18 protein-coding genes are annotated in these 19,367 nt (G+C 66.5%); 13 read left to right on the top strand and 5 right to left on the bottom strand.

Annotated features, from left to right (window positions below):
* Positions 1 to 106 precede the first annotated feature (106 nt).
* Complete coding sequence (locus tag K359_RS0148950) at positions 107 to 3,913, top strand: hypothetical protein (protein ID WP_029085401.1); 3,807 nt, start codon at positions 107 to 109, stop codon at positions 3,911 to 3,913.
* Between the two features lie 12 nt (positions 3,914 to 3,925).
* On the opposite strand, the gene K359_RS0148955 is transcribed toward K359_RS0148950, so the two are convergent.
* Positions 3,926 to 4,753, bottom strand: a complete 828-nt coding sequence (locus K359_RS0148955) for a glyoxalase superfamily protein (RefSeq protein WP_029085402.1) — start codon at positions 4,751 to 4,753, stop codon at positions 3,926 to 3,928.
* Positions 4,754 to 5,026: 273 nt separating this feature from the next.
* On the opposite strand from K359_RS0148955, the gene K359_RS0148960 reads away from it, so the two are divergent.
* From K359_RS0148960 to K359_RS0148980, 5 genes are all read left to right on the top strand, one after another.
* The gene (locus K359_RS0148960; protein WP_029085403.1) at positions 5,027 to 5,263 is read left to right on the top strand and encodes a hypothetical protein; all 237 of its coding nucleotides are present in this window, start codon (positions 5,027 to 5,029) and stop codon (positions 5,261 to 5,263) included.
* A gap of 26 nt (positions 5,264 to 5,289) precedes the next feature.
* Positions 5,290 to 6,255, top strand: coding sequence for a LysR family transcriptional regulator (locus K359_RS0148965; RefSeq protein ID WP_029085404.1), 966 nt, complete (start codon positions 5,290 to 5,292; stop codon positions 6,253 to 6,255).
* Between the two features lie 88 nt (positions 6,256 to 6,343).
* Positions 6,344 to 7,054, top strand: a complete 711-nt coding sequence (locus K359_RS0148970; RefSeq protein WP_029085405.1) for an SDR family NAD(P)-dependent oxidoreductase — start codon at positions 6,344 to 6,346, stop codon at positions 7,052 to 7,054.
* 14 nt (positions 7,055 to 7,068) lie between these two features.
* Positions 7,069 to 7,314 (top strand): 4-oxalocrotonate tautomerase family protein, encoded by a 246-nt coding sequence (locus K359_RS0148975; protein ID WP_029085406.1) that lies wholly within the window; start codon positions 7,069 to 7,071, stop codon positions 7,312 to 7,314.
* A 120-nt stretch (positions 7,315 to 7,434) separates the two neighbouring features.
* Positions 7,435 to 8,676, top strand: a complete 1,242-nt coding sequence (locus K359_RS0148980) for a YbfB/YjiJ family MFS transporter (RefSeq protein ID WP_245284975.1) — start codon at positions 7,435 to 7,437, stop codon at positions 8,674 to 8,676.
* Here the strand turns inward: K359_RS0148980 and K359_RS0148985 are convergent.
* The 4 genes from K359_RS0148985 to K359_RS0149000 all read right to left on the bottom strand — a co-directional run bounded on the left by K359_RS0148985 (position 8,673) and on the right by K359_RS0149000 (position 12,564).
* Positions 8,673 to 9,824 carry an aminotransferase class V-fold PLP-dependent enzyme gene (locus K359_RS0148985; RefSeq protein ID WP_029085408.1) on the bottom strand — a complete coding sequence of 384 codons (1,152 nt, stop codon included), beginning with the start codon at positions 9,822 to 9,824 and terminating at the stop codon, positions 8,673 to 8,675. The genes K359_RS0148980 and K359_RS0148985 overlap by 4 nt on opposite strands.
* 51 nt (positions 9,825 to 9,875) lie before the next feature.
* The gene (locus K359_RS0148990; protein ID WP_029085409.1) at positions 9,876 to 10,763 is read right to left on the bottom strand and encodes a hypothetical protein; all 888 of its coding nucleotides are present in this window, start codon (positions 10,761 to 10,763) and stop codon (positions 9,876 to 9,878) included.
* Positions 10,764 to 10,849: 86 nt separating this feature from the next.
* Positions 10,850 to 11,602, bottom strand: a complete 753-nt coding sequence (fliP, locus tag K359_RS0148995; protein WP_029085410.1) for a flagellar type III secretion system pore protein FliP — start codon at positions 11,600 to 11,602, stop codon at positions 10,850 to 10,852.
* Entirely contained in the window at positions 11,599 to 12,564 is a 966-nt protein-coding gene (locus tag K359_RS0149000) for a flagellar biosynthetic protein FliO (protein WP_156929165.1), read from the bottom strand. Before K359_RS0149000 ends, fliP begins: the two co-directional genes overlap by 4 nt.
* Before the next feature lie 351 nt (positions 12,565 to 12,915).
* On the opposite strand from K359_RS0149000, the gene flgB reads away from it, so the two are divergent.
* The 7 genes from flgB to cckA all read left to right on the top strand — a co-directional run bounded on the left by flgB (position 12,916) and on the right by cckA (position 19,202).
* Positions 12,916 to 13,326: a flagellar basal body rod protein FlgB gene (gene flgB, locus K359_RS0149005; RefSeq protein WP_029085412.1), complete on the top strand. Its 411-nt coding sequence runs from the start codon at positions 12,916 to 12,918 to the stop codon at positions 13,324 to 13,326.
* Between the two features lie 109 nt (positions 13,327 to 13,435).
* Entirely contained in the window at positions 13,436 to 13,861 is a 426-nt protein-coding gene (gene flgC, locus K359_RS0149010; protein ID WP_029085413.1) for a flagellar basal body rod protein FlgC, read from the top strand.
* 26 nt (positions 13,862 to 13,887) lie between these two features.
* A complete protein-coding gene (gene fliE / locus K359_RS0149015) occupies positions 13,888 to 14,208 on the top strand; it encodes a flagellar hook-basal body complex protein FliE (RefSeq protein WP_029085414.1) in 321 nt (106 codons plus the stop codon).
* A gap of 140 nt (positions 14,209 to 14,348) precedes the next feature.
* Entirely contained in the window at positions 14,349 to 14,612 is a 264-nt protein-coding gene (fliQ, locus tag K359_RS0149020; RefSeq protein WP_024580945.1) for a flagellar biosynthesis protein FliQ, read from the top strand.
* A gap of 18 nt (positions 14,613 to 14,630) precedes the next feature.
* The gene (gene fliR / locus K359_RS0149025; RefSeq protein WP_029085415.1) at positions 14,631 to 15,401 is read left to right on the top strand and encodes a flagellar biosynthetic protein FliR; all 771 of its coding nucleotides are present in this window, start codon (positions 14,631 to 14,633) and stop codon (positions 15,399 to 15,401) included.
* A gap of 9 nt (positions 15,402 to 15,410) precedes the next feature.
* Positions 15,411 to 16,484 carry a flagellar biosynthesis protein FlhB gene (gene flhB, locus K359_RS0149030; protein ID WP_029085416.1) on the top strand — a complete coding sequence of 358 codons (1,074 nt, stop codon included), beginning with the start codon at positions 15,411 to 15,413 and terminating at the stop codon, positions 16,482 to 16,484.
* 141 nt (positions 16,485 to 16,625) lie between these two features.
* Positions 16,626 to 19,202, top strand: a complete 2,577-nt coding sequence (gene cckA, locus K359_RS0149035; protein WP_029085417.1) for a cell cycle histidine kinase CckA — start codon at positions 16,626 to 16,628, stop codon at positions 19,200 to 19,202.
* The last annotated feature ends 165 nt before the right edge of the window (positions 19,203 to 19,367 follow it).

Raw genomic sequence — 19,367 nt, forward strand, 5'->3', positions numbered from 1 at the left:
TCCATTGACGTTAACAGCTCCTTAACGCCGCCCGATCCAAGATCGGGGCGCGTGAGCGAGGCCGCTTCGCGCTGGTATGGCTGGGGTCCCGAGAAAACGTTTCGAGATGGCGCGAACGGCTGCCGCTGGAACATGGTCGCTAGGCCGCGCCTGGGCGCGGACTGCGCGTCTGTGCCTGCTTGCCACCGGCCTTGCTCTCACAATCCTCACATATTCGCCTGCTGCGCGCGCCGAAGACGCGGTGCCGGGTGAGGCGGCCTTCTCGGCCGCGAACGGCTTTGCTCGGCTGGTGCTGAAGCTGAAGGAGGACGTCGAGTCCGAGGTCACCGCCGCCGGCACGATCATCGTGATCCGCTTCAAGCGTCCGGTCGATATCCCGGTCGAGAAATTGTCGGATGCGGTGCCCGATTATGTCGGCGCCGCGCGCCGCGATCCGGACGGTTCGGCGATCCGCCTGTCGCTGGCGCGCCGCGTCACCATCAACACCATGACCGCGGGCGAGCGCATCTTCATCGATTTCCTGCCCGACAGCTGGACCGGGCCGCCGCCGTCGCTGCCGCAGGAGGTGATCCGCGAGCTTGCCGAGCGCGCCCGCGCCGCCGAGCGGTTGCTGCGCGCGCAGCGTGCCGCCGACGCCGCCAAGAAAAAGCCGCCGGTGCGGGTTCGCGCGCTGGTGCAGCCCACCTTCGTCCGCTTTGTGTTCGAGGTTCCCGACGGTGTCAGCGTCTCCTCGGTGCTGAACGAGCAGAAGCTGACGCTGGCCTTCAACTCGGTGCTGAGCTTCGACCTTGCCGATGCCAAGGTCGCGGCACCCCCGAACGTCGCGTCGATCAGCGCGCGCGCCGACACGGATACCTCTGCGGTCGACGTGACGTTGATTGGCGATGTCGACGTGCATTCGTTCCGCGACGAGAAGAACTACATCGTCGATGTCGCCTTCCAGCAGAACGAGCAGCAGGCGGCAAAGCCCGCGCTGAGCGCGCTGCTGCCGACGCCGCGCGGCAGAGCCAAAGGTGCTGCGGCGATCGCGCCGGTGACGTCGGAAAGCATCGCGCGAGAGGCCAAGATCGAGATCAAGCCTGAGCAGCCCAAGCCTGAGCAGTCCAAGGCGGAGCCGGTCAAATCCGAACCGCCGCAATCCGAGCCGGTCAAGCCCGAGCAAGCCAGGACCGAACAGCCGGCAGCCGCGCCCGCCAAAACGGAACAGCCGAGATCGGAATTGCCCAATTCGGAGCTGCCGAAGATCGCAGCTGCTCCGGCTGTTGGCGTCGAGAACGCTGCTGCGCCGGCCCCGCGCGAAGGCAGCGCCGCTTCCGCCGCCGAACCGAACATGGCACCGGTGAGCGATGCGCCGAAGCCCGCGCCTGTCGTCGCGGCCGCGCCGGCAACGGAAGCGCCGAAGCCGGCCGCGGCACCATCGCCGCCCACTGATGCCCGTGCCGGCGGCAAGTCCGCGGTCGACGCCCAGCGCGACAGCGACGGGCTGCGGGTGACCTTTGCATTCCCCGGCGCGACGCCGGCGGCGCTGTTCCGCCGCGCCGACACGGTGTGGATGGTGTTCGACACGCTAGATGCGATCGATGTCGATCCGATCCGCGCCAAGGCCGGCTCGCTGATATCAGACGTCAGCCGGATCCCACTCGAGAAGGGGCAGGCGGTGCGCTTCCGCCTCAACCGGCCGCAGATGCCGTCGCTCGAGAGCGACGATCGCTCGCGCGGCGTGAGCTGGACGCTGACCTTTGCCGACCGGGTGCAGAAGCCGCCGCTGCCGCTCAGCGTGGTGCGCAACATCTCGGAGCCCGCGCTCGCCAATGTCAGCGTGCCGCTCGCCAATCCCGGCCAGCTCCATAAACTGGTCGATCCCGACGCCGGCGATACGCTCTGGGTGGTGACCGCGCCGCCGCCGACCCGCGGCATCATCAAGCGGCAGGATTTCGTCGAGCTCTCGCTGCTGGAATCGATCCACGGCGTCGTGGTCCATCCCAACGCCGACGACGTCAAGGCGGAGGTCGGCGCCGACAAGGTGATGCTGGGCCGTCCCGGCGGGCTGACGCTGTCGTCGGCCGATGTCGCCGCCGAGCGCGCGACTGCGGCGGTGAAGCCGCTGTTCGATCCGAACGAGTGGCGCAAGAACCGGTCGGAGAGCTTCCTCAAGCAGCTCGACGCTCTGATCGTGGCGGCCGGCGCGGCCAATGCCGAGCAGCTGCCGCAGGCGCGGCTCGATCTCGCCGATTTCTACATGGCGCGCGGCATGTACTACGAAGCGCATGGCGTCGCCAATCTGATCCTGTCCGAGAGCAAGCGCGGCAGTGAGACGGCGCCCGTGGTGATGGTGCATGCGGTCGCCAGCATCCTGATCGGACACCCGGCGCAGGGCTTGAAGGACCTGGCCAATCCGGTGATCGGCAATGGTTACGATTCCCAATTGTGGAAGGGGCTCGCCTTTGCCCGCGAAGGCAAATGGGCCGAGGCGCGCGAGAAGTTCAAGAACGCCGAATTCGCGGTCGCGACGCTGCCCCCCGACCTGCAGCGCATCGTCACCCTGGACTCGATGAAGGCCTCGCTCGAGGTCAAGGACTATGCCGGCGCCGCGCGGCGCAAGAGCGACCTCGACGTGGTCGGCGTTCCCGATGAGCTGAAGCCCGCGGTTGCGGTGCTGCGCGGCCGGCTCGCCGAAGCGCTCGGCCAGGAGAAGGACGCGCTCGACGCCTACCGCTTCGCCGCCAATTCGGCCGATCGCCAGGCCGCCGCCGAGGGCAGGCTGCTCGAGACGCTGCTCAAGCAGAAGCGCGGCGAGATCGGACGCGACGATGTGCTGAAGGAGCTCGAGCTGTTGTCGATGCTGTGGCGCGGCGACTCCATCGAGCTGAAGACGCTCTACGTGTTGTCGAAGATCTACGCCGAGACCGCGCGCTATGCCGACGCCTTCGCGGTGACGCGTGCCGCGACCCGGCTGCAGCCGAACGCGCCGGAATCGCGGCTGGCGCAGGATGCCGCGTCGGCCTTGTTCGTGCAGCTCTATCTCGGCCCCAAGGGCGACGAGATGGCGCCGATCGATGCGCTCGGCACCTTCTACGAATACCGCGAATTGACGCCGATCGGCCGCCGCGGCGACGAGATGATCCGCCGTCTCGCCGACCGTCTCGTGGGTGTCGATCTGCTCGACCAGGCCGCCGACCTCCTGCAGTACCAGGTCGACAAGCGTCTCGAAGGCGCGGCGCGCGCCCAGGTCGCCGCGCGCCTTGCGATGGTCTATCTGATGAACCGCAAGCCCGACCACGCCATCGGCGCGCTGCGCTCGACCCGGATTGCGGACCTCTCCGGCGAATTGCGCCAGCAGCGGCTGCTGCTCGAGGCGCGCGCGCAGAGCGACGTCGGCCGGCACGACCTCGCGCTCGACATCATCTCGAACATCACCGGCCGCGAGGCGATCCGGCTGCGCTCGGACATCTATTGGGCATCGCGGCACTGGCGCGAGGCGTCCGAGCAGATCGAGCTCTACTATGGCGATCGCTGGCGTGACTTTACCCCGCTCAACCCGGGCGAGAAGGCCGACATCATCCGCGCCGTGGTCGGTTACGCGCTCGCCGAGGACGCCATCGGGCTGTCCCGGTTCCGCGAGAAATACGCGCCGCTGATGTCGGGCGATGCCGACAGGCTGGCGTTCGACGCCGCCAGCAAACCCGTTGCGACCTCGAGCGCCGAGTTCGCGCAGATCGCGCGGATGGCCGCCAGCGTCGACACGCTCGACGGCTTCATCCGCGAGATGAAGGTCCGCTTCCCCGATGCCACCGCCCGCGCGCCGCTGCCCGATCCGGTGGCGACCGGATCGGTGCCTGACAGTGCGAAGGCCGCGCCGGTAAGCACGCTGCCGGCGATCAAGGGCGAGCGCCGCGCCAGCGCGTCGCCCTAGCAATGCGGGGCCTCACGGCCCGGGTGTCACCCACGCGGTTGAAATGATGCCCTTCGCGTCAAGCGCGATGCGCCAATGCGACGCGCCGTTCTCGTGCTTCACGCTGTAGACATCCTCGCCTTGGGCGCCAACGCCGAGAAAGCGCATGGATTCGATTGCGCCGAGGTCGGCAAGGCCGGGCTGCAGACGCGGCAACTGTTCACGGGTCGCCGCGGCGAGCCCTAGGCTCATATCGTTGTAATCGGGGTTGCCAGAGGTGATCCCCTCGCACAGGCGGCGGAGCGCCGCCTCTGTGCCGGGAGCCGGCGACTGGTTCTTGACCCGCTCCGCGGTGCGCGCCGCGATCTCCCTCGCGGCTGCGGCGTCGATGCGTGACATCGGCAGATCGCCGTTCTGGTGCAGGACCAGCGAGGTGACGCCTCCGTCAGCGGCCACAACGAAGCTGATCTGCGCATCGACATCGCGGGCGAAGAAATCGGTCGGTCTCTCGGCGAAGAAGGGCACGGCACGCTGCCCGGTGAGTTGGCCGACGAGGTGGCTGCCTTCGCGCGTCACCGAGAAGACCGCTTGCTCGCTGAGCTGGTAGAAGCCGGTATAGCGATCGAGCACCGCTGTATCGACTGCGATCTCTTGCCGCACGGCGTCGGGCGCCGATTGCGGAGTGGGAGCCGGCACTCCGCCGGCGGCCTGTATCCGCGCCGCCAGCGTGTTCCAGTCACGCTGACCGAACAGTCTGGCAATCAGCTCCAGGCTGTCGCTGTGGGTGAGGGGGATCGACTTGGCACCGAGCGCTTCGCGCAGCGTCTGCGCCATGGCCTTGGCATCGCGGAAATCGCGCATGGGATGGTCCTCTGCATCGACGAACGGAAAGCGTCAGGGGCTTGCGTTGCTGACCCGTTCGTGCGGGCAAAGGAAGCTTGAAACCTGGCTTGATACGTTCACCGTCCCCGGGCGGGGTGCAAGCGGCGGGTGGTATCGAACCGGCCGAATGTTCGCCGGGGAGATGCGATTTGTCAATTGCAAGAGGGCGTGATCGCGTCCGTGCTCTCGACATTCCGCCGCCAAATCGGCAACCATGGCGCCAATCGCAAGCGCCGGGAGGACTTCGTTTACATGAGCAAGCCGATCAAGACCGAAGCCGAACTCATCGCGATGGCGCGCGCCGAGCTGAAGGTGCATGCCGATTGCCCTGATGGCATCGACATCTCCGTGCTGCGCGACGGCGACAGCTGGGAATTCCGCGCCAGCGCCGACGAGGCCACGGTGGCGAGGCCCGGCTATCCCGAATGCGTCGCGATGCTGGTGCAGATCGGCGATCACCTCAGCAAGCAGTATGATGTGAAGGGGTAGCGGCAGCGGCGAGCCGAGGAAAGCTTATGGACCGCATCGACGCCATGAAGGTCTTCGTCGCGGCGGTCGACGAGGGCAGCCTTGCGGGCGCCGGACGGAAGTTGCGGCGCTCGCCGGCGGCGGTCAGCCGTGCCATCGCGTTCCTTGAGCATCATGTCGGCGCCGAGCTGCTTCATCGCACCACGCGGTCGCTGAAGCTGAGCGATGCCGGCCAGCGTTACGCGGCGGCGTGCCGGCGCATCCTCAGCGAGCTCGAGGAGGCCGACATCTCGGCCGGCGGCGAGCGTTCCGCGCCGCGCGGCACGCTGACGATAACGGCGCCGGTCGTGGTCGGCGAGGATTTGCTGCGGCCGGTGCTTGATGCGTTCATGACCGAGCATCCGGCGGTGGTCGCCCGGCTCGTGATGCTCGATCGCACCGTCAATCTGATCGACGAGGGCATCGACGTTGCGCTGCGCATCGCCCATCTCGCCGATTCCAATTTCGTCGCGATCAAGCTCGGCGAGGTGCGCCGCGTGGTCGCGGCGTCACCGGGCTATCTCGCGCAGCACCCCGTGATCGGCGAGCCGGCCGATCTCGCGAAGCATCAGATCATCGCGATGACGCATTTCGGGCTCGACTCCTGGAGCTTTCCGCCGGCCGCGAAGTCGAAGGTCGCGCGCGCGGTGCAGTTCACGCCGCGGCTGGTCGTCAACACCGTGCGGGCGGCGGTCGCCTCGGCCAGCGAAGGGCACGGCATCACCCGGCTGTTCTCCTATCACATCGCCGAGGAAATCCGCGAGGGGCGGCTGCAGATACTGCTCGCAAGCGACGAGCATCCGCCGCTGCCGGTACATCTCCTGGCGCCGCAGGGCCGCTTCGACGTGCCGAAGGTGCGCGCCTTCGTCGACTTCGCGACGCCGCGGCTGAAACGCTATTTCGAGCGGCTGTCGCGCGAAGCCAGCAAGGCCGGGGCCATTCGTTCGCGCCGCGGAAGAGTGTCCGCCGAATAGCGGGCATTCGCGCGGAAAGCGGATGTATCTAGGTTGCTCCCCATCGAGGCGGCGCTGTTGCAGCCTCACCAACAGATGGAGAGAGACCATGGGTGCAGAGCAGAAGGTTGCCATTATCACCGGCGCGTCGCAGGGAATCGGTGAGGCGCTCGTCAGGGGCTATCGCGACCGCAACTACCGCGTCGTCGCCAATTCCCGCAGCATCAAGCCGTCCTCCGATGCCGATGTGCTGGCGGTCCCGGGCGACATCGGCGATCCCGAGGTTGCCGACCGCGTCATCAAGCAGGCGCTGGCGCGCTTCGGCCGCGTCGACACGCTGGTCAACAATGCCGGCATCTTCGTCGCAAAACCGTTCACCGATTACACCGACCAGGACTATGCGTCGGTGCTCGCGACCAACCTCAACGGCTTCTTCTACATCACCCGGCGCGTTGCGAAGGAGATGGCGAAGCAGGGCTCCGGGCACATCGTGCAGATCACGACCAGCCTGATCGATCACGCCAACAGCAACGTTCCCTCGGTGCTGGCCTCGCTGACCAAGGGCGGGTTGAACGCGGCGACCAAGTCGCTGGCGATCGAATATGCCGCCAAGGGCATCCGTGTGAACGCCGTCGCGCTGGGCGTCATCAAGACCCCGATGCACGCGCCTGAGACCCACGATTTCCTTGCCAAGCTGCATCCGGTCGGACGGATGGGCGAAATGAAGGACATCGTCGACGCCGTGCTGTTCCTCGAAGGCGCGGGCTTCGTTACCGGCGAGATCCTGCATGTCGACGGCGGCCAGAGCGCCGGTCACTAGGACCGGAGGACGTCATGCCTATCGTCACCATCCAGGTCACGCGTGAGGGGACGGCGCCGGGGGCGTCGTCCACCACACCGGAGCAGAAGGCCGCGCTGATCAAGGGCGCCAGCGAGCTGCTCCGCGACGTGCTCGGCAAGCCCATGGAATCGACCTTCGTCGTCATCGAGGAAGTCGACACCGACAATTGGGGCTGGGGCGGGCTACCCGCGCTGGACTATCGCAAGAAGCTCGCGGCTGCGCCGACATCTTCCCGCTGACCCCTCGTGCAAATCGAACCCGGCGCCTCTCCCGATCGGGAGAGGCGAGCGTGATCGCTGTCAACGATTGCTGCGATCGCAACTAATCATTTTTCACGAACGGCCGGAGGGCCTACTGCCATGTCCATGTCAGCCAATGTCGATCATGCCAGGCGCCATCACGCCGAACCACATCGCGATGCGGGCGGACCGCTGTGGCTGTCCGCGGCCGCAGGGCTGTGTGCCTCGCTGGTCGGGCTCGGGCTGGCGCGCTTTGCCTACACGCCGCTGATCCCGGCGCTGATCGCGGCGAAATGGTTCACGCCGGCGGAAGCGGTCTATCTCGGTGCCGCCAATCTTGCCGGCTATCTCGCCGGCGCGCTGATCGCCCGCGATCTCGGCGCGCGGATCGGCTCGGTGTGGGCGCTGCGCAGTATGATGACACTGGCTGCGATCACCTGCTTTGCCTGCGCGGTGCCGATCTCCTTCATCTGGTTCTTCGGCTTCCGCTTCCTCGCCGGCGTCAGCGGCGGCGTGATCATGGTGCTGGCGGCGACCGTGATTCTTCCTCACACGGCGCCCAGCAAGCGCGGCCTGATCGGCGGCGTAATCTTTGCCGGCGTCGGATTGGGTGTCGCCGCCTCGGGCACGCTGGTGCCGCTGCTGCTGCAGCAGGGCCTCAAGCAGGCCTGGTACGGCCTTGGAATCTTGTCGGCGGTGCTGACACTCATCAGCTGGAAGGCGTGGCCGGCCGAAGCGCCCGCTGCGCATGCTGCGGCGGAGCCGCACGCAGCGTCGCATGGCGTGCGCTCACCGCTGTTGATCGCGCTATGCCTGGAGTACGGCCTCAACGCGCTGGCGCTGGTGCCGCATATGGTGTTCCTGGTCGACTTCGTGGCCCGCGGACTCGCGCAGGGGATCGCGGCAGGTTCCTATTACTGGGTGCTGTACGGCATCGGTGCCGTGGTCGGTCCGCTGCTGTCAGGACATCTCGCCGATCGCGCAGGCTTTGCCGCGGCGCTCCGCGTGGCGTTCCTGATCGAGGCCGTCGCGGTCGCGCTGCCTGCCGTGACGACGTCACCGGCCGCAATGATTGTGTCGAGCCTCATCGTGGGCGGCTTCACGCCCGGCATCGTGCCGCTGGTGATCGGCCGCATCCACGAGCTGATCCCGCATTCGGCCGCGAGCCAGCGCTCCGCCTGGGCGCAGGCGACGACGACCTTCGCGCTGTTCCAGGCGGCCGGCGCCTACGGCCTGTCCTATTTGTTCGCGCACAGCGGCGGCGATTATGCGCTGCTGTTCGTGATCGGCGCGGCCGGCGTCGCCGTCGCGCTGGCGATTGAGTTGTTCAGCGTCGTTGCGCTGGGGCGCAAGCAGAGTTAACCGCGCAGCGCCTTCGTCAACACAGCGACCAGGCGGTCGACATCGGCCTCGTCGTTGAAGACGTGCGGCGAGATCCGCATCCGGCCGAGCCGCAACGCGACGTGGATGTCCTCGGCCGCGAGGCGCGCGATCAACTCCTTCGGAATGCCGCCGGCCATGCCGAGGCTCAGGATGTGCGGCGCGCGCACGCTGCGTGCCGGCACGTCGAGCCCGAGGTCACGCACACCGTCGGCGATCCGCTCGGTGAGCATCGCGAGCCGCGCGCTGACGGCAGTGGCGCTCCAGTCCGCCATCATCTCCATGCCGATCGAGGCCATCTCCAGTGTGATGAAATGATCGCGTTCGCCCATGTCGTAGCGGCGGGCGTCGTCGACATAGGTGAGATCGCCGAAATAGTCCGGGTTCTCGGAATTCACGTTGCGGCGGCCGGCGGAGGTCTGCTCCAGCGGCACGCCGTTCTGGTGGCGTTTTGCAACGTAGAGGAAGGCGCGGCCGTAGGGGCCGATCAGCCATTTGTAGGTCGGAAAGATCACGGCGCCGGGATCGAGCTTTGTCACATCCATCGCCACGACACCGGCGCTCTGCGTCGCGTCGATCACGAACATTGCACCGTGCCGCCGCAGCGCCGCCTGCACCTTGTCGACATCGATCAGGCCGCCGTCCGACCAGTGCACCGACGAGATCGAGGCGAGGCCGACCGGCGGCGCGCCAGCGCGGTCGATCGTTGCCAGCACGGCGGACGTCCAGTCGCCGTCGGCGGGCTGGCGGACGGTGTCGACGACAAAGCCCTGCGCCTCGGCGCGGGCGTGCCATTCCAGCACCGGCGAGGAGTGATCGTTTTCCAGCACGATGACGCGGGTGCCGCGCGGAATGCTCAGCGCCTTCGCCACCGTCGCGACGCCGTAGCTGATCGCCGGGATCAGCGCGACGTCATTCGCATCGGCATTGATCAGGCGCGCCGCCGCGGCGCGGGCGCGCTCATGCTGGCGGCCGGCGAAACCGGCATCGATGGTCCAAGGTTGGCCCTTGCGTCCCACCGCGGCGCGGCCGGCGTGCAGCGTCTTCTGCGGCAGCGGGCTGTAGGACGCCGAATTCAGGTAGCAGATCTCGCGTGGAATCTCGAACAAATGGCGCTGGGAGGGAAGCATGTGGTCTCGTGGCTGGCATTGCGGAGGATGGCGTGATGCGGAGGCGTGCGCTCACCCGTCATACTGGTCCGGTCCCATCGCCCAAGGTGCCTGGTCGTAGCCGTTGGCGAAGGTGCGGTTCGTCTGCGCCGGATTGCGGTTGATCAGCGGCCGCAGATACATCGGATGGGTGGCGCTGCGCACCTCGTGCTCGACGGCGAACAGATGCCGGCCATTGGCGGGATCGACGATGTCGCAGAAGCGGTACTGGTATTGATTGTCCTCGCGGGAGACCAGATTGCGCTCCCACAGCCGCTTGTAGGGACCCGAGAAGTCCGTGATGTAGATCTGGACGTGATGGCCGTCGAACTCGCCCTGCGCCTGATCGGTCTCGCGGAATTGCAGATACTGGTCCTTGCCGACCTTGGCGCGCGCGACGACGCCGTCTCCGTTCACGACGCTCGCCGGGATGCCCATGATCTCGGGATAGAACCGGCTGATCGCTTCGGCGGTGCCGCGCGGCACCTCGAACTCGACATAGGGCATGCCGAGCGCGATGCGCCCGAACCGCGCGGCGTCCGGCTCAAAGCAGCGCAGGCGGTTGCCCCAGGGGCAGGTGGCCTCGACGTGATCGTTGCGTTCGCGATAGCTGAACGCGGTGCCTTCGAGCTTGGGCGCAACGGCTGCAAGCCGCGCCAGCAGGGCCTGCCGTCCGGCGATCACGATACCGGTATGGCCGCGCAGCACCTGTGGCCGGCCGGTCGGCAGATGAAACTGGCTGCGGCCGGCGTTCACCCACATGTTGCTGTCGGAGACCATCAGATAGGGATCGCGGGTCAGCCCGATGCCGGCGACATAGAACAGCGTGGCGAGGCGCTGGTCCGGCACCTGCACGTTGACATGCTCGAGATGGATGGAATTGCCGATATCTTCTGCGGCGCGGTCGAATGGCTGCTGCACGGGCACGGCTCCCTGGATGCGGTGCCGCGCATGATAGTGCAACGGCACGGCCGATCCAGCTGACGGGCCATGAATGTTTCGCGGGGCTACCCCCCGTAACTCTGCACCAGGCTGCCGGCGACCAGGGCCCAGCCGTCGACCAGCACGAAGAAGATCAGCTTGAACGGCAGCGACACCACCACCGGCGGCAGCATCATCATGCCCATCGACATCAAGACCGAGGCGACCACGAGGTCGATGATCAGGAACGGCAGGAACAACAGGAAGCCGATCTCGAAGGCGCGCTTCAGCTCGGAGATCATGAAGGCCGGCACCAGGATGCGCAGCGACATCTCATCGGGCGTCGCCGGCGGCGGCTCGCCGGAGAGGTCCATGAACAGCTTCAGATCCTTCTCGCGGACGTTCTTCTGCATGAAGCCGCGCAACGGCACCGAGGCGCGCTGCAAGGCCTCCTCGACGCCGATCTGGTTGGCGACCAGCGGCTTGATGCCGTCGTCATAGGATTTCTGCAGCACCGGTCCCATCACGAAGGCGGTGAGGAACATCGCGAGCGCGATCATCACCGAGTTCGGCGGCGCGGTGGCGGTGCCGAGCGCGGTGCGCAGCAGCGAGAGCACGACCACGATGCGCGTGAACGACGTCATCATGACCAGGATCGACGGCGCGATCGACAGCACCGTGAGCAGTGCGATCAGCTGGATCGCGCGCTCGGTCACACCGCCATTGCCGCCGCCGAGATTGATGCTGATATCCTGCGCCATCGCCGGATCAGCGAAGGATCCGGCGGCGATCAGGACAGCGATGAAAAAAACTCTACGCGGGACGGACCCTGATCTCACGAAGGAGACTTCGGTGGTCGGCCGAGCAGCGAGGCCATCTCGTCCTCGAGATTCTCGAACCCGCTCTTCTGCTGGGCAGGCGCGGCGGGCGGCTCGCTGCGCGGCGCACGCACCGGCGGCGCCTCGGGCGCAACTGGCGGCGCGACGGTCTCGCCTGGGCCGGTCGGGCGGCGCAGCGCAGCTTCGAGCCGCTGCGCCATCTCGGCGAGATTGGCGTCGGCGTTCGATGCGGGCGGCTGGGCCGGGGGTGCCTGCGTCGCGACCGGTGGCGGAGCGGGGGGAGGCGGTGGCGGCGGCGTGACAGAACGCTCGGCCGCGGGCGCGCGCAGCGGCGGCGGCGCCTTCGGCGGTTCGGCCGCGCGCGGCACACGCGGGATCACGGGTTCGGAGCGCGGCGGCAGGCGCGGCGGCATCGGATCGGGCCGCGGCTCGCTACGCTCGGGCGTGAAGCCCGTGAGCGGATCGCTGCGACGCTCGGCGACCGGCGACGGGGGCCGGCGCAACTCGTCGGCGAAGGAGGGGCGCGCCTGACGTGGCGGCGGCTCGGGCTCGGGAAGTTCGAAACTGTCGGAGCGGGCAGCCTCGCTCTCGTTCCAGGCCGCGTCCGGAAGCGGTGCGGCACGCGGCAGCGCGGCTTCTGGGCCGACCGCGGGGCGGGCCGACATCTGATCACGCCCGGGCATGGCGCGGACGATGTTCGGCTCGACGACGATATCGGTGGGGCCGCCGATCATCAGCAGATGTTCGATATTGTCGCGGCGGACCAGCACCAGCCGGCGCCGGCCGTCGACCGCGGCGGCGTCGATCACCGCCAGCCGCGGCATCCGCCCGCGATTGGCGTTGGCCCCGAGGCGGTTTCCGGCGAAGCGGCGGACGAGCCATGCGGTGACGCCGATCAGCGCCAGCACGACCACGAATGCCAAGACGAATGTAACGACCTGCATATTGGAGTCCCCGGCCATCGTGGCCTTCCTCAGCTTTCGCCATCAACGAGCGCGGATTGACAAGTGCGGTTTGCACAGCGAATCGCGCCCGAGATTCGCCTTATTTCTTAATTCCGAGCGGCTTGCAGCCGGCTGTTCTATTAATAAACCAAGAATCGCTTGTCCCAAAACGACTTCTCAGCGCCCCACGCTGTCTTGGTCCGTGCTGGTTAACGCAGCATTCGTGGCGAAAATGCGCTCTCGGGCCTCCGTTGCGGCGTTCTCCACGGATCAGTCCGACATTTTAACCACCCGTTAACCATACACCGGGCAAATTCTGCCTACCTCGGGAGCCCAAGGGTTGTCCAAGAGGTTAACGGAGCCGCGGCGATGTCCATGAACGATCTCCCGATCCTGTCGGCGCTGCGCAGCAAGATGCAGTGGCACCAGGAGCGCCAGCGCGTCCTTGCCGAGAACATTTCCAATTCCGACACGCCGAACTTCCGGCCGCGCGACCTGGTCGAGCCGAAGTTCGACCGCGCCGGCGCCACCGTCGGCGGCGGCATGGGGACGCTGCCGATGATGCAGACCAGCGGCACCCATCTGACGGCGTCCGGCGCGCCTGATGCCTTCGACAACGACCGCGGCAAGAGCGGCTTTCAGACCCGTCCGGCCGGCAACGCGGTCAATCTCGAGGACCAGATGCTGAAAGTGTCCGCCAACCAGATGGACTACGCGGCGGTCACCTCGCTCTACAGCAAAAGCCTGCATCTGCTGAAGACCGCGATCGGCAAGGGCTAGAGCATGATCCGGAAAAGTGTGGAGCGGTTTTCCCTCGCGCGAACGCAAGGCGTTTGCGCGGAGATCATGCTCAAAACAAGCTGACACCTGACGGCGGCAGGAGGATCCCATGGCAGATGGAACAAGCGATTTCGCCCGCTCGATGAGCATCGCGACATCAGGCCTGCGCGCGCAGGCCGGGCGGATGCGGGTGATCTCGGAAAATATCGCCAACGCCGATTCGACGGCGCAGACCGCGGGCGGCGATCCCTACCGTCGCAAGGTGCCGACCTTCTCGTCCGCGCTCGACCGCTCGCTCGACGCCCAGGTCGTGACCCTCGGACGGATCCGGCCGGACCGGTCGTCGTTCCGCGTCAAGCAGGAACCGGGCAATCCGGCGGCGGATGCCTCCGGCAACGTCAAATATCCGAACGTCAATCCGATGGTCGAAATGACCGACATGCGCGACGCCCAGCGCTCCTACGAGGCCAACCTCAACATCATCAGCGCGACGCGGCGAATGATCCAGCGCACGCTCGACATCCTCAAGTCCTGACGCAACAAGAACAGGGAACGTAAATCATGGCCACACCGACAGTCGCCGCCAACGCCTACGCCAGCCTCGCGAAACTGATGGAGCGCGGCGGCGCCGAGAAGGCCGGACTGGGCGGGCAGGCAGTCGCCGGCCCGTCGTTCAGCGCGCTGCTGAAGGACTCCGTCGGCAGCGTGCTGGAAGCGGGCAAGAAATCCGACGCACAGACCATGGCAATGGCCTCGGGCAAGGCGAATGTGATGGACGTGGTGACGGCGGTCGCCGACACCGACGTTGCGGTGTCGACACTGGTCTCGGTCCGCGACCGCGTGATCCAGGCCTACGAAGACATCATGAAGATGCCGATCTGACGAATGGCGTCATTCCGGGATGGTCCGAAGGACCAGACCGCAGGTGCGCAATTGCGCACTGGGGAATCTCGAGGTTCCGGGTTCGATGCTTTGCATCGCCCCGGAACGACTGGCGCAAAACAACAACAGCGAGAACAACAATGACCGGCCCTGAAACCCTCGACGTCGCGCGTGATGCGATCTGGACCATCGTGATCGTGTCGTCGCCCCTCATGGTGGTCGGCCTCGTGGTCGGCGTCGTGGTGTCGCTGTTCCAGGCGCTGACCCAGATCCAGGAACAGACGCTGGTCTTCGTGCCGAAGATCCTCGCCATCTTCGTCACATTGCTGCTGGCGCTACCGTTCATGGCCGACTCGCTCGCCAGCCACATGATGCGGATTTCGTCGCGAATCATCGGCGGTTGATGCACTAATGCCGCGGTCATGCGCATCGATGTCTCCCTGCTGCCGGCGCTGGCCGCAATCTTCGTGCTGGTCTTTGCGCGCGTGGGCGCGATGGTGATGCTGCTGCCCGGTTTCGGCGAGAGCAACATCCCGGCGCGCGTCAAGCTGTCGATCGCGCTGCTGCTGACGCTGATCATCCTTCCGCTGCATCGCAACGCCTATCATGTCGACCTGACGTCGATCTCCTCGCTCGGCGTCCTGATGGTGCATGAACTCATCATCGGCATCGTGCTCGGAGCGACCGCGCGGGTGACGCTGTCGGCGCTCAATGTTGCGGGCTCCGTGATCGCACAGCAACTCGGCCTCGGCTTCGTTACCGCGATCGACCCGACCCAGGGTCAGCAGGGCCAGATCGTCGGCAATTTCCTCACCATCCTCGGCCTGACGCTGCTGTTTGCCACCGACAGCCACTATCTCGTGATCGCGGCGCTGAGCGAGAGCTACCGCATCTTCTCGCCCGGCGAGATCATGCCGACCGGCGACGTCGCCGCGCTTGCGACCTCGGCGTTCTCCGCCGCCTTCAAGATCGGCCTGCAGCTGTCGGCGCCGTTCCTGGTGTTCGGCCTGGTCTTCAACATCGGGCTCGGCGTGCTGGCGCGGCTGATGCCGCAGATGCAGGTCTATTTCGTCGGCGTGCCGCTCTCGATCATGGTCGGCTTCCTGATCTTCGGCGTGGTGCTCGCGGCGATGATGAATACCTATTTCGACTACTTCAACGGCGTCATGCGCCAGCTTGCTCCGATGAACTAGGGGAGAGCGATGGCCGACGATACCGAAGACAAAACAGAAGACCCTACGCAAAAACGTCTCGACGATGCGCTCGAAAAAGGCGACGTCGTCAAGAGCCAGGAGGTCAACACCTGGTTCATCATCGCCGGCGCCACGCTGGTGCTGTCGACCTTCTCGGGCTCGATCGGCGGCGGCATCTTGATGCCGCTGCGCAACCTGATCGCCAATTCATGGATGATCCGCACCGACGGCGCCGGTCTGCTTCAACTGACCCAGACGCTGGGCTATGCTGTGGTTGCCGCGATCGGCGTACCGTTTCTGATGCTGGCGCTGGCCGCGGTCGCCGGCAACATGGTGCAGCACCAGCTGGTGTGGTCGGGCGAGCAGCTGGAGCCGAAATTCTCCAAGATCTCGCCGGCAGCCGGCTTCAAGCGGCTGTTCGGCAAGCAGGCGGTGGCGAATTTCCTGAAGGGCCTGTTCAAGCTGATCGCGCTCGGCGCCGTGATGGTCGTGGTGCTGTGGCCCGAACGGCTGCGGATGGAAGCATTCCTGCGGGTCGATCCGGCCGAGCTTCTGCCCGCCATCACCAGCATGACGGTGCATTTGATGGCGGCGGTGGTCGCCATGCTCGCTGCGGTCGCGATCGCCGACTACTTCTTCCAGTACCGGACCTGGTACGAGCGTCACAAGATGTCGCTGCAGGAGATGAAGGAGGAGTTCAAGCAGTCGGAAGGCGACCCGCACGTCAAGGGCAGGATCAAGCAGTTGCGGGTCCAGCGCGCCAGGAAGCGCATGATGGCCCAGGTTCCCAAGGCCTCGGTGATCATCACCAACCCGACCCACTATTCGGTGGCGCTGGCCTACGACCGCAGCATGTCGGCGCCGCTCTGCGTCGCCAAGGGCGTCGACAACCTTGCCTTCAAGATCAGGGAGATCGCCAAGGAGCACGATATTCCGATCGTGGAGAACGTGCCGCTGGCCCGGGCGCTCTATGCGACCGTCGAGATCGACCGGGAGATCCCGGTCGAGCACTATCATGCGGTCGCCGAAATCATCGGCTATGTGATGCGGCTGAAGCGCGGCCTGTCCGGCCTGCGACAGTAAAGGGCGGAAAACCGCTTGAAATGCGCGTAACTTGCGAAATTGCCGCCTGATGGACTTGCGTTTTCGGGTCCGATTCAGGCACTCAGGGGCGAGGCGGCCGGCCGGGCGCCTTCGTGATGCAGACGAGCCATGTCTCTCCAGATGACCGCCGATAGCAACGATCCTCCCGCGACTGAGCCGTTCGTGGCTCACGCGCCAGCGCGGCGCAGCGGCAGCATCCTGCTGGTGGTCCTGATCGCTGTCGGCATCGTCGCGGTGGCGGTCTGGCTGATGACCATCGGCCGCACCCAGGCGCAGCCCTATATCCTCGGCGTGCTGGCGCTGCTCGCCACCGTCGGCCTGTTCACCCTGTTCGCGCTTGCTGCAGGCATCATCCGCTTCTCCGACCGCGCCACCGACGACCCCGTGATGGCGCGGATCGCCGACCAGGCCCAGGAAGGGCTCGTGGTCACCGACTCCCGCGGCCATGTGGTCTATTCCAACGCCGCCTATCTGAGGCTGACCGGCGCGGCCGGGCCGCAGGACGTCCGTCCCGTCGAGCGCGTCTTCATCGGCAACCCCGACGTCTCCGAGGCGGTGTTCCGCCTCTTGAAGGCGGCACGCGAGGGCAAGCGGCAGCAGGAGGAGGTCCGCGTCGCCGGCCACGAGGCCGGGCAAGGTGGCGAACAAGGCCGTTGGCTGCGGCTCAGGGTGCGCCCGCTCGGCGAGGGCAAACGCGACGCGAGATATGCGGTGTGGTCGATCGCCGACGTCACCCGTGACCGCGAAGACCAGGAGGATGTGTTCCAGGAGTTGCGGCACGCGATCGAATATCTCGATCACGCGCCGTGCGGCTTCTTCTCAGTCAATCCGGCCGGCGAGATCGCCTATGTCAACGCCACGCTGGCCAACTGGCTGGACTACGATCTGGCCGAGATCGGTTCGGGCGGCCTGAAGCTGACCGACATCGTCTCGGGCGACGGTGCGGCGCTGTTGACCTCGATTGCGGCGGTGCCGGGCGAGGTCAAGACCGAGGTGTTCGACATCGACCTGCGGATGCGCGGCGGCAAGACCGTGCCGGTGCGGCTCTATCACAAGCTCGCCTTCGGCGCCGACGGCGCTGCGGGCGCCTCGCGCACGCTGGTGATCAGCCGCGCCCGCGACGAGCGTTCCGATCCGGAGCGCGCCGCCGAGGTGCGCTTCATGCGCTTCTTCGACCATACGCCGATGGCGATCGCGACTGTCGACCGCGGCGGCAACGTGGTCGGTGCCAATGCGCGCTTCGCCAAGCTGGCGCAGGGGCTGAACGGCGAGGGCGGTGCGGCCAAGTCGATCTTCCGCGCGGTCAATCCGCGCGACCGGGGTCTCCTGATCGCCGCGATCAACCAGGCCGCCGAGGGCCAGGGCGATATCGCGCCGGTCGAGGTGATGCTGGACGGCGCCAAGGAGCGCTTTGCCCAGTTCTTCGTGACGACCGTCGAGAAGGACGAGCGCGACGCCGAGACCGCGATCGTCTACATGCTGGAGACCACCGAGCGCCGCGCGCTGGAGAACCAGATCAACCAGTCGCAAAAGATGGAGATGGTGGGCCAGCTCGCCGGCGGCATCGCGCACGACTTCAACAACGTGCTGTCGGCCATCATGATGGCGAACGACTTCCTGCTGAACGCGCACAAGCCGACCGACCCGTCGTTCCAGGATATCATGCAGATCAAGCAGAACGCGACCCGCGCCGCGACGCTGGTGCGGCAGTTGCTTGCGTTCTCGCGCCGCCAGACGCTGCGGCCACAGGTGCTCGATCTCGGCGATGCGCTGTCCGACCTCACCATGCTGCTGCGCCGGCTGATCGGCGAGAAGGTCAAGCTCGACCTGGTGCATGGCCGCGATCTGTGGCCGGTGAAGGTCGACGTTTCGCAATTCGAGCAGGTGGTGGTCAACCTCGCGGTCAACGCGCGCGACGCGATGCCCGACGGCGGCAAGCTGATCATCCGCACCGCCAATCTGCCGACCGAGGAAGCAGCCCAACTCGCCAACAAGGGCATGCCGGCGGCGGACTATGTGAAGATCGAGATTTCGGACACCGGCACCGGCATTCCGCACGAGATCATCGACAAGATCTTCGAGCCGTTCTTCTCGACCAAGGAAGTCGGCAAGGGCACCGGCCTCGGCCTGTCGACGGTCTACGGCATCGTCAAGCAGACCGGCGGCTTCGTCTATGTCGATTCCGTGCCCGGCGGGGGCACCACTTTCCGGATCTATTTGCCGCGGCATCGCCAGGAGCAGGAGGCCGCCCCGGAGGCGCAGGCCGGCAATGCCGCGACCAAGGACGCCGCCGCCGAAGCCGCCAAGCCGAAGCCCGATCTCACCGGGCAGGGCACCATCCTGCTGGTCGAGGACGAGGACGGCCTGCGCTCGCTGAATGCGCGCGGTCTCCGCTCGCGCGGCTACAGCGTGATCGAGGCGGCCAACGGCGTTGAGGCGCTGGAGGCGTTCGAGGAGAACAACGGCGCCGTCGATCTCGTCGTCTCCGACGTCGTGATGCCGGAGATGGACGGCCCGACGCTGCTGAAGGAAATGCGCAGCCGCAATGCCGAGCTCAAGATCATCTTCGTCTCAGGCTATGCGGAGGACGCCTTCGAGAAGAGCCTGCCCGAGAACCAGCAGTTCGCGTTCCTGCCCAAGCCGTTCACGCTGACGCAGCTGGTCGCCGCGGTGAAGGAAACCATGACGGCGAATTAGAGCGTTTTCGAGCGAAGCGGACACCCGCTCGCGTATAGAAAACGCGTCAAATAAGGAGCGCCAGCCCGGGCGACGAGCTTCGATGCGCCTTACCTTCTCGCATGGGAATAGTTATGTTGCGATGCGGTCGCGGTTGAAGCCGAGCCCCATCTCGCGGTAGGACGC

Source organism: Bradyrhizobium sp. th-b2 (assembly GCF_000426785.1).
GTDB classification, from domain to species: Bacteria; Pseudomonadota; Alphaproteobacteria; order Rhizobiales; family Xanthobacteraceae; genus Bradyrhizobium; species Bradyrhizobium septentrionale.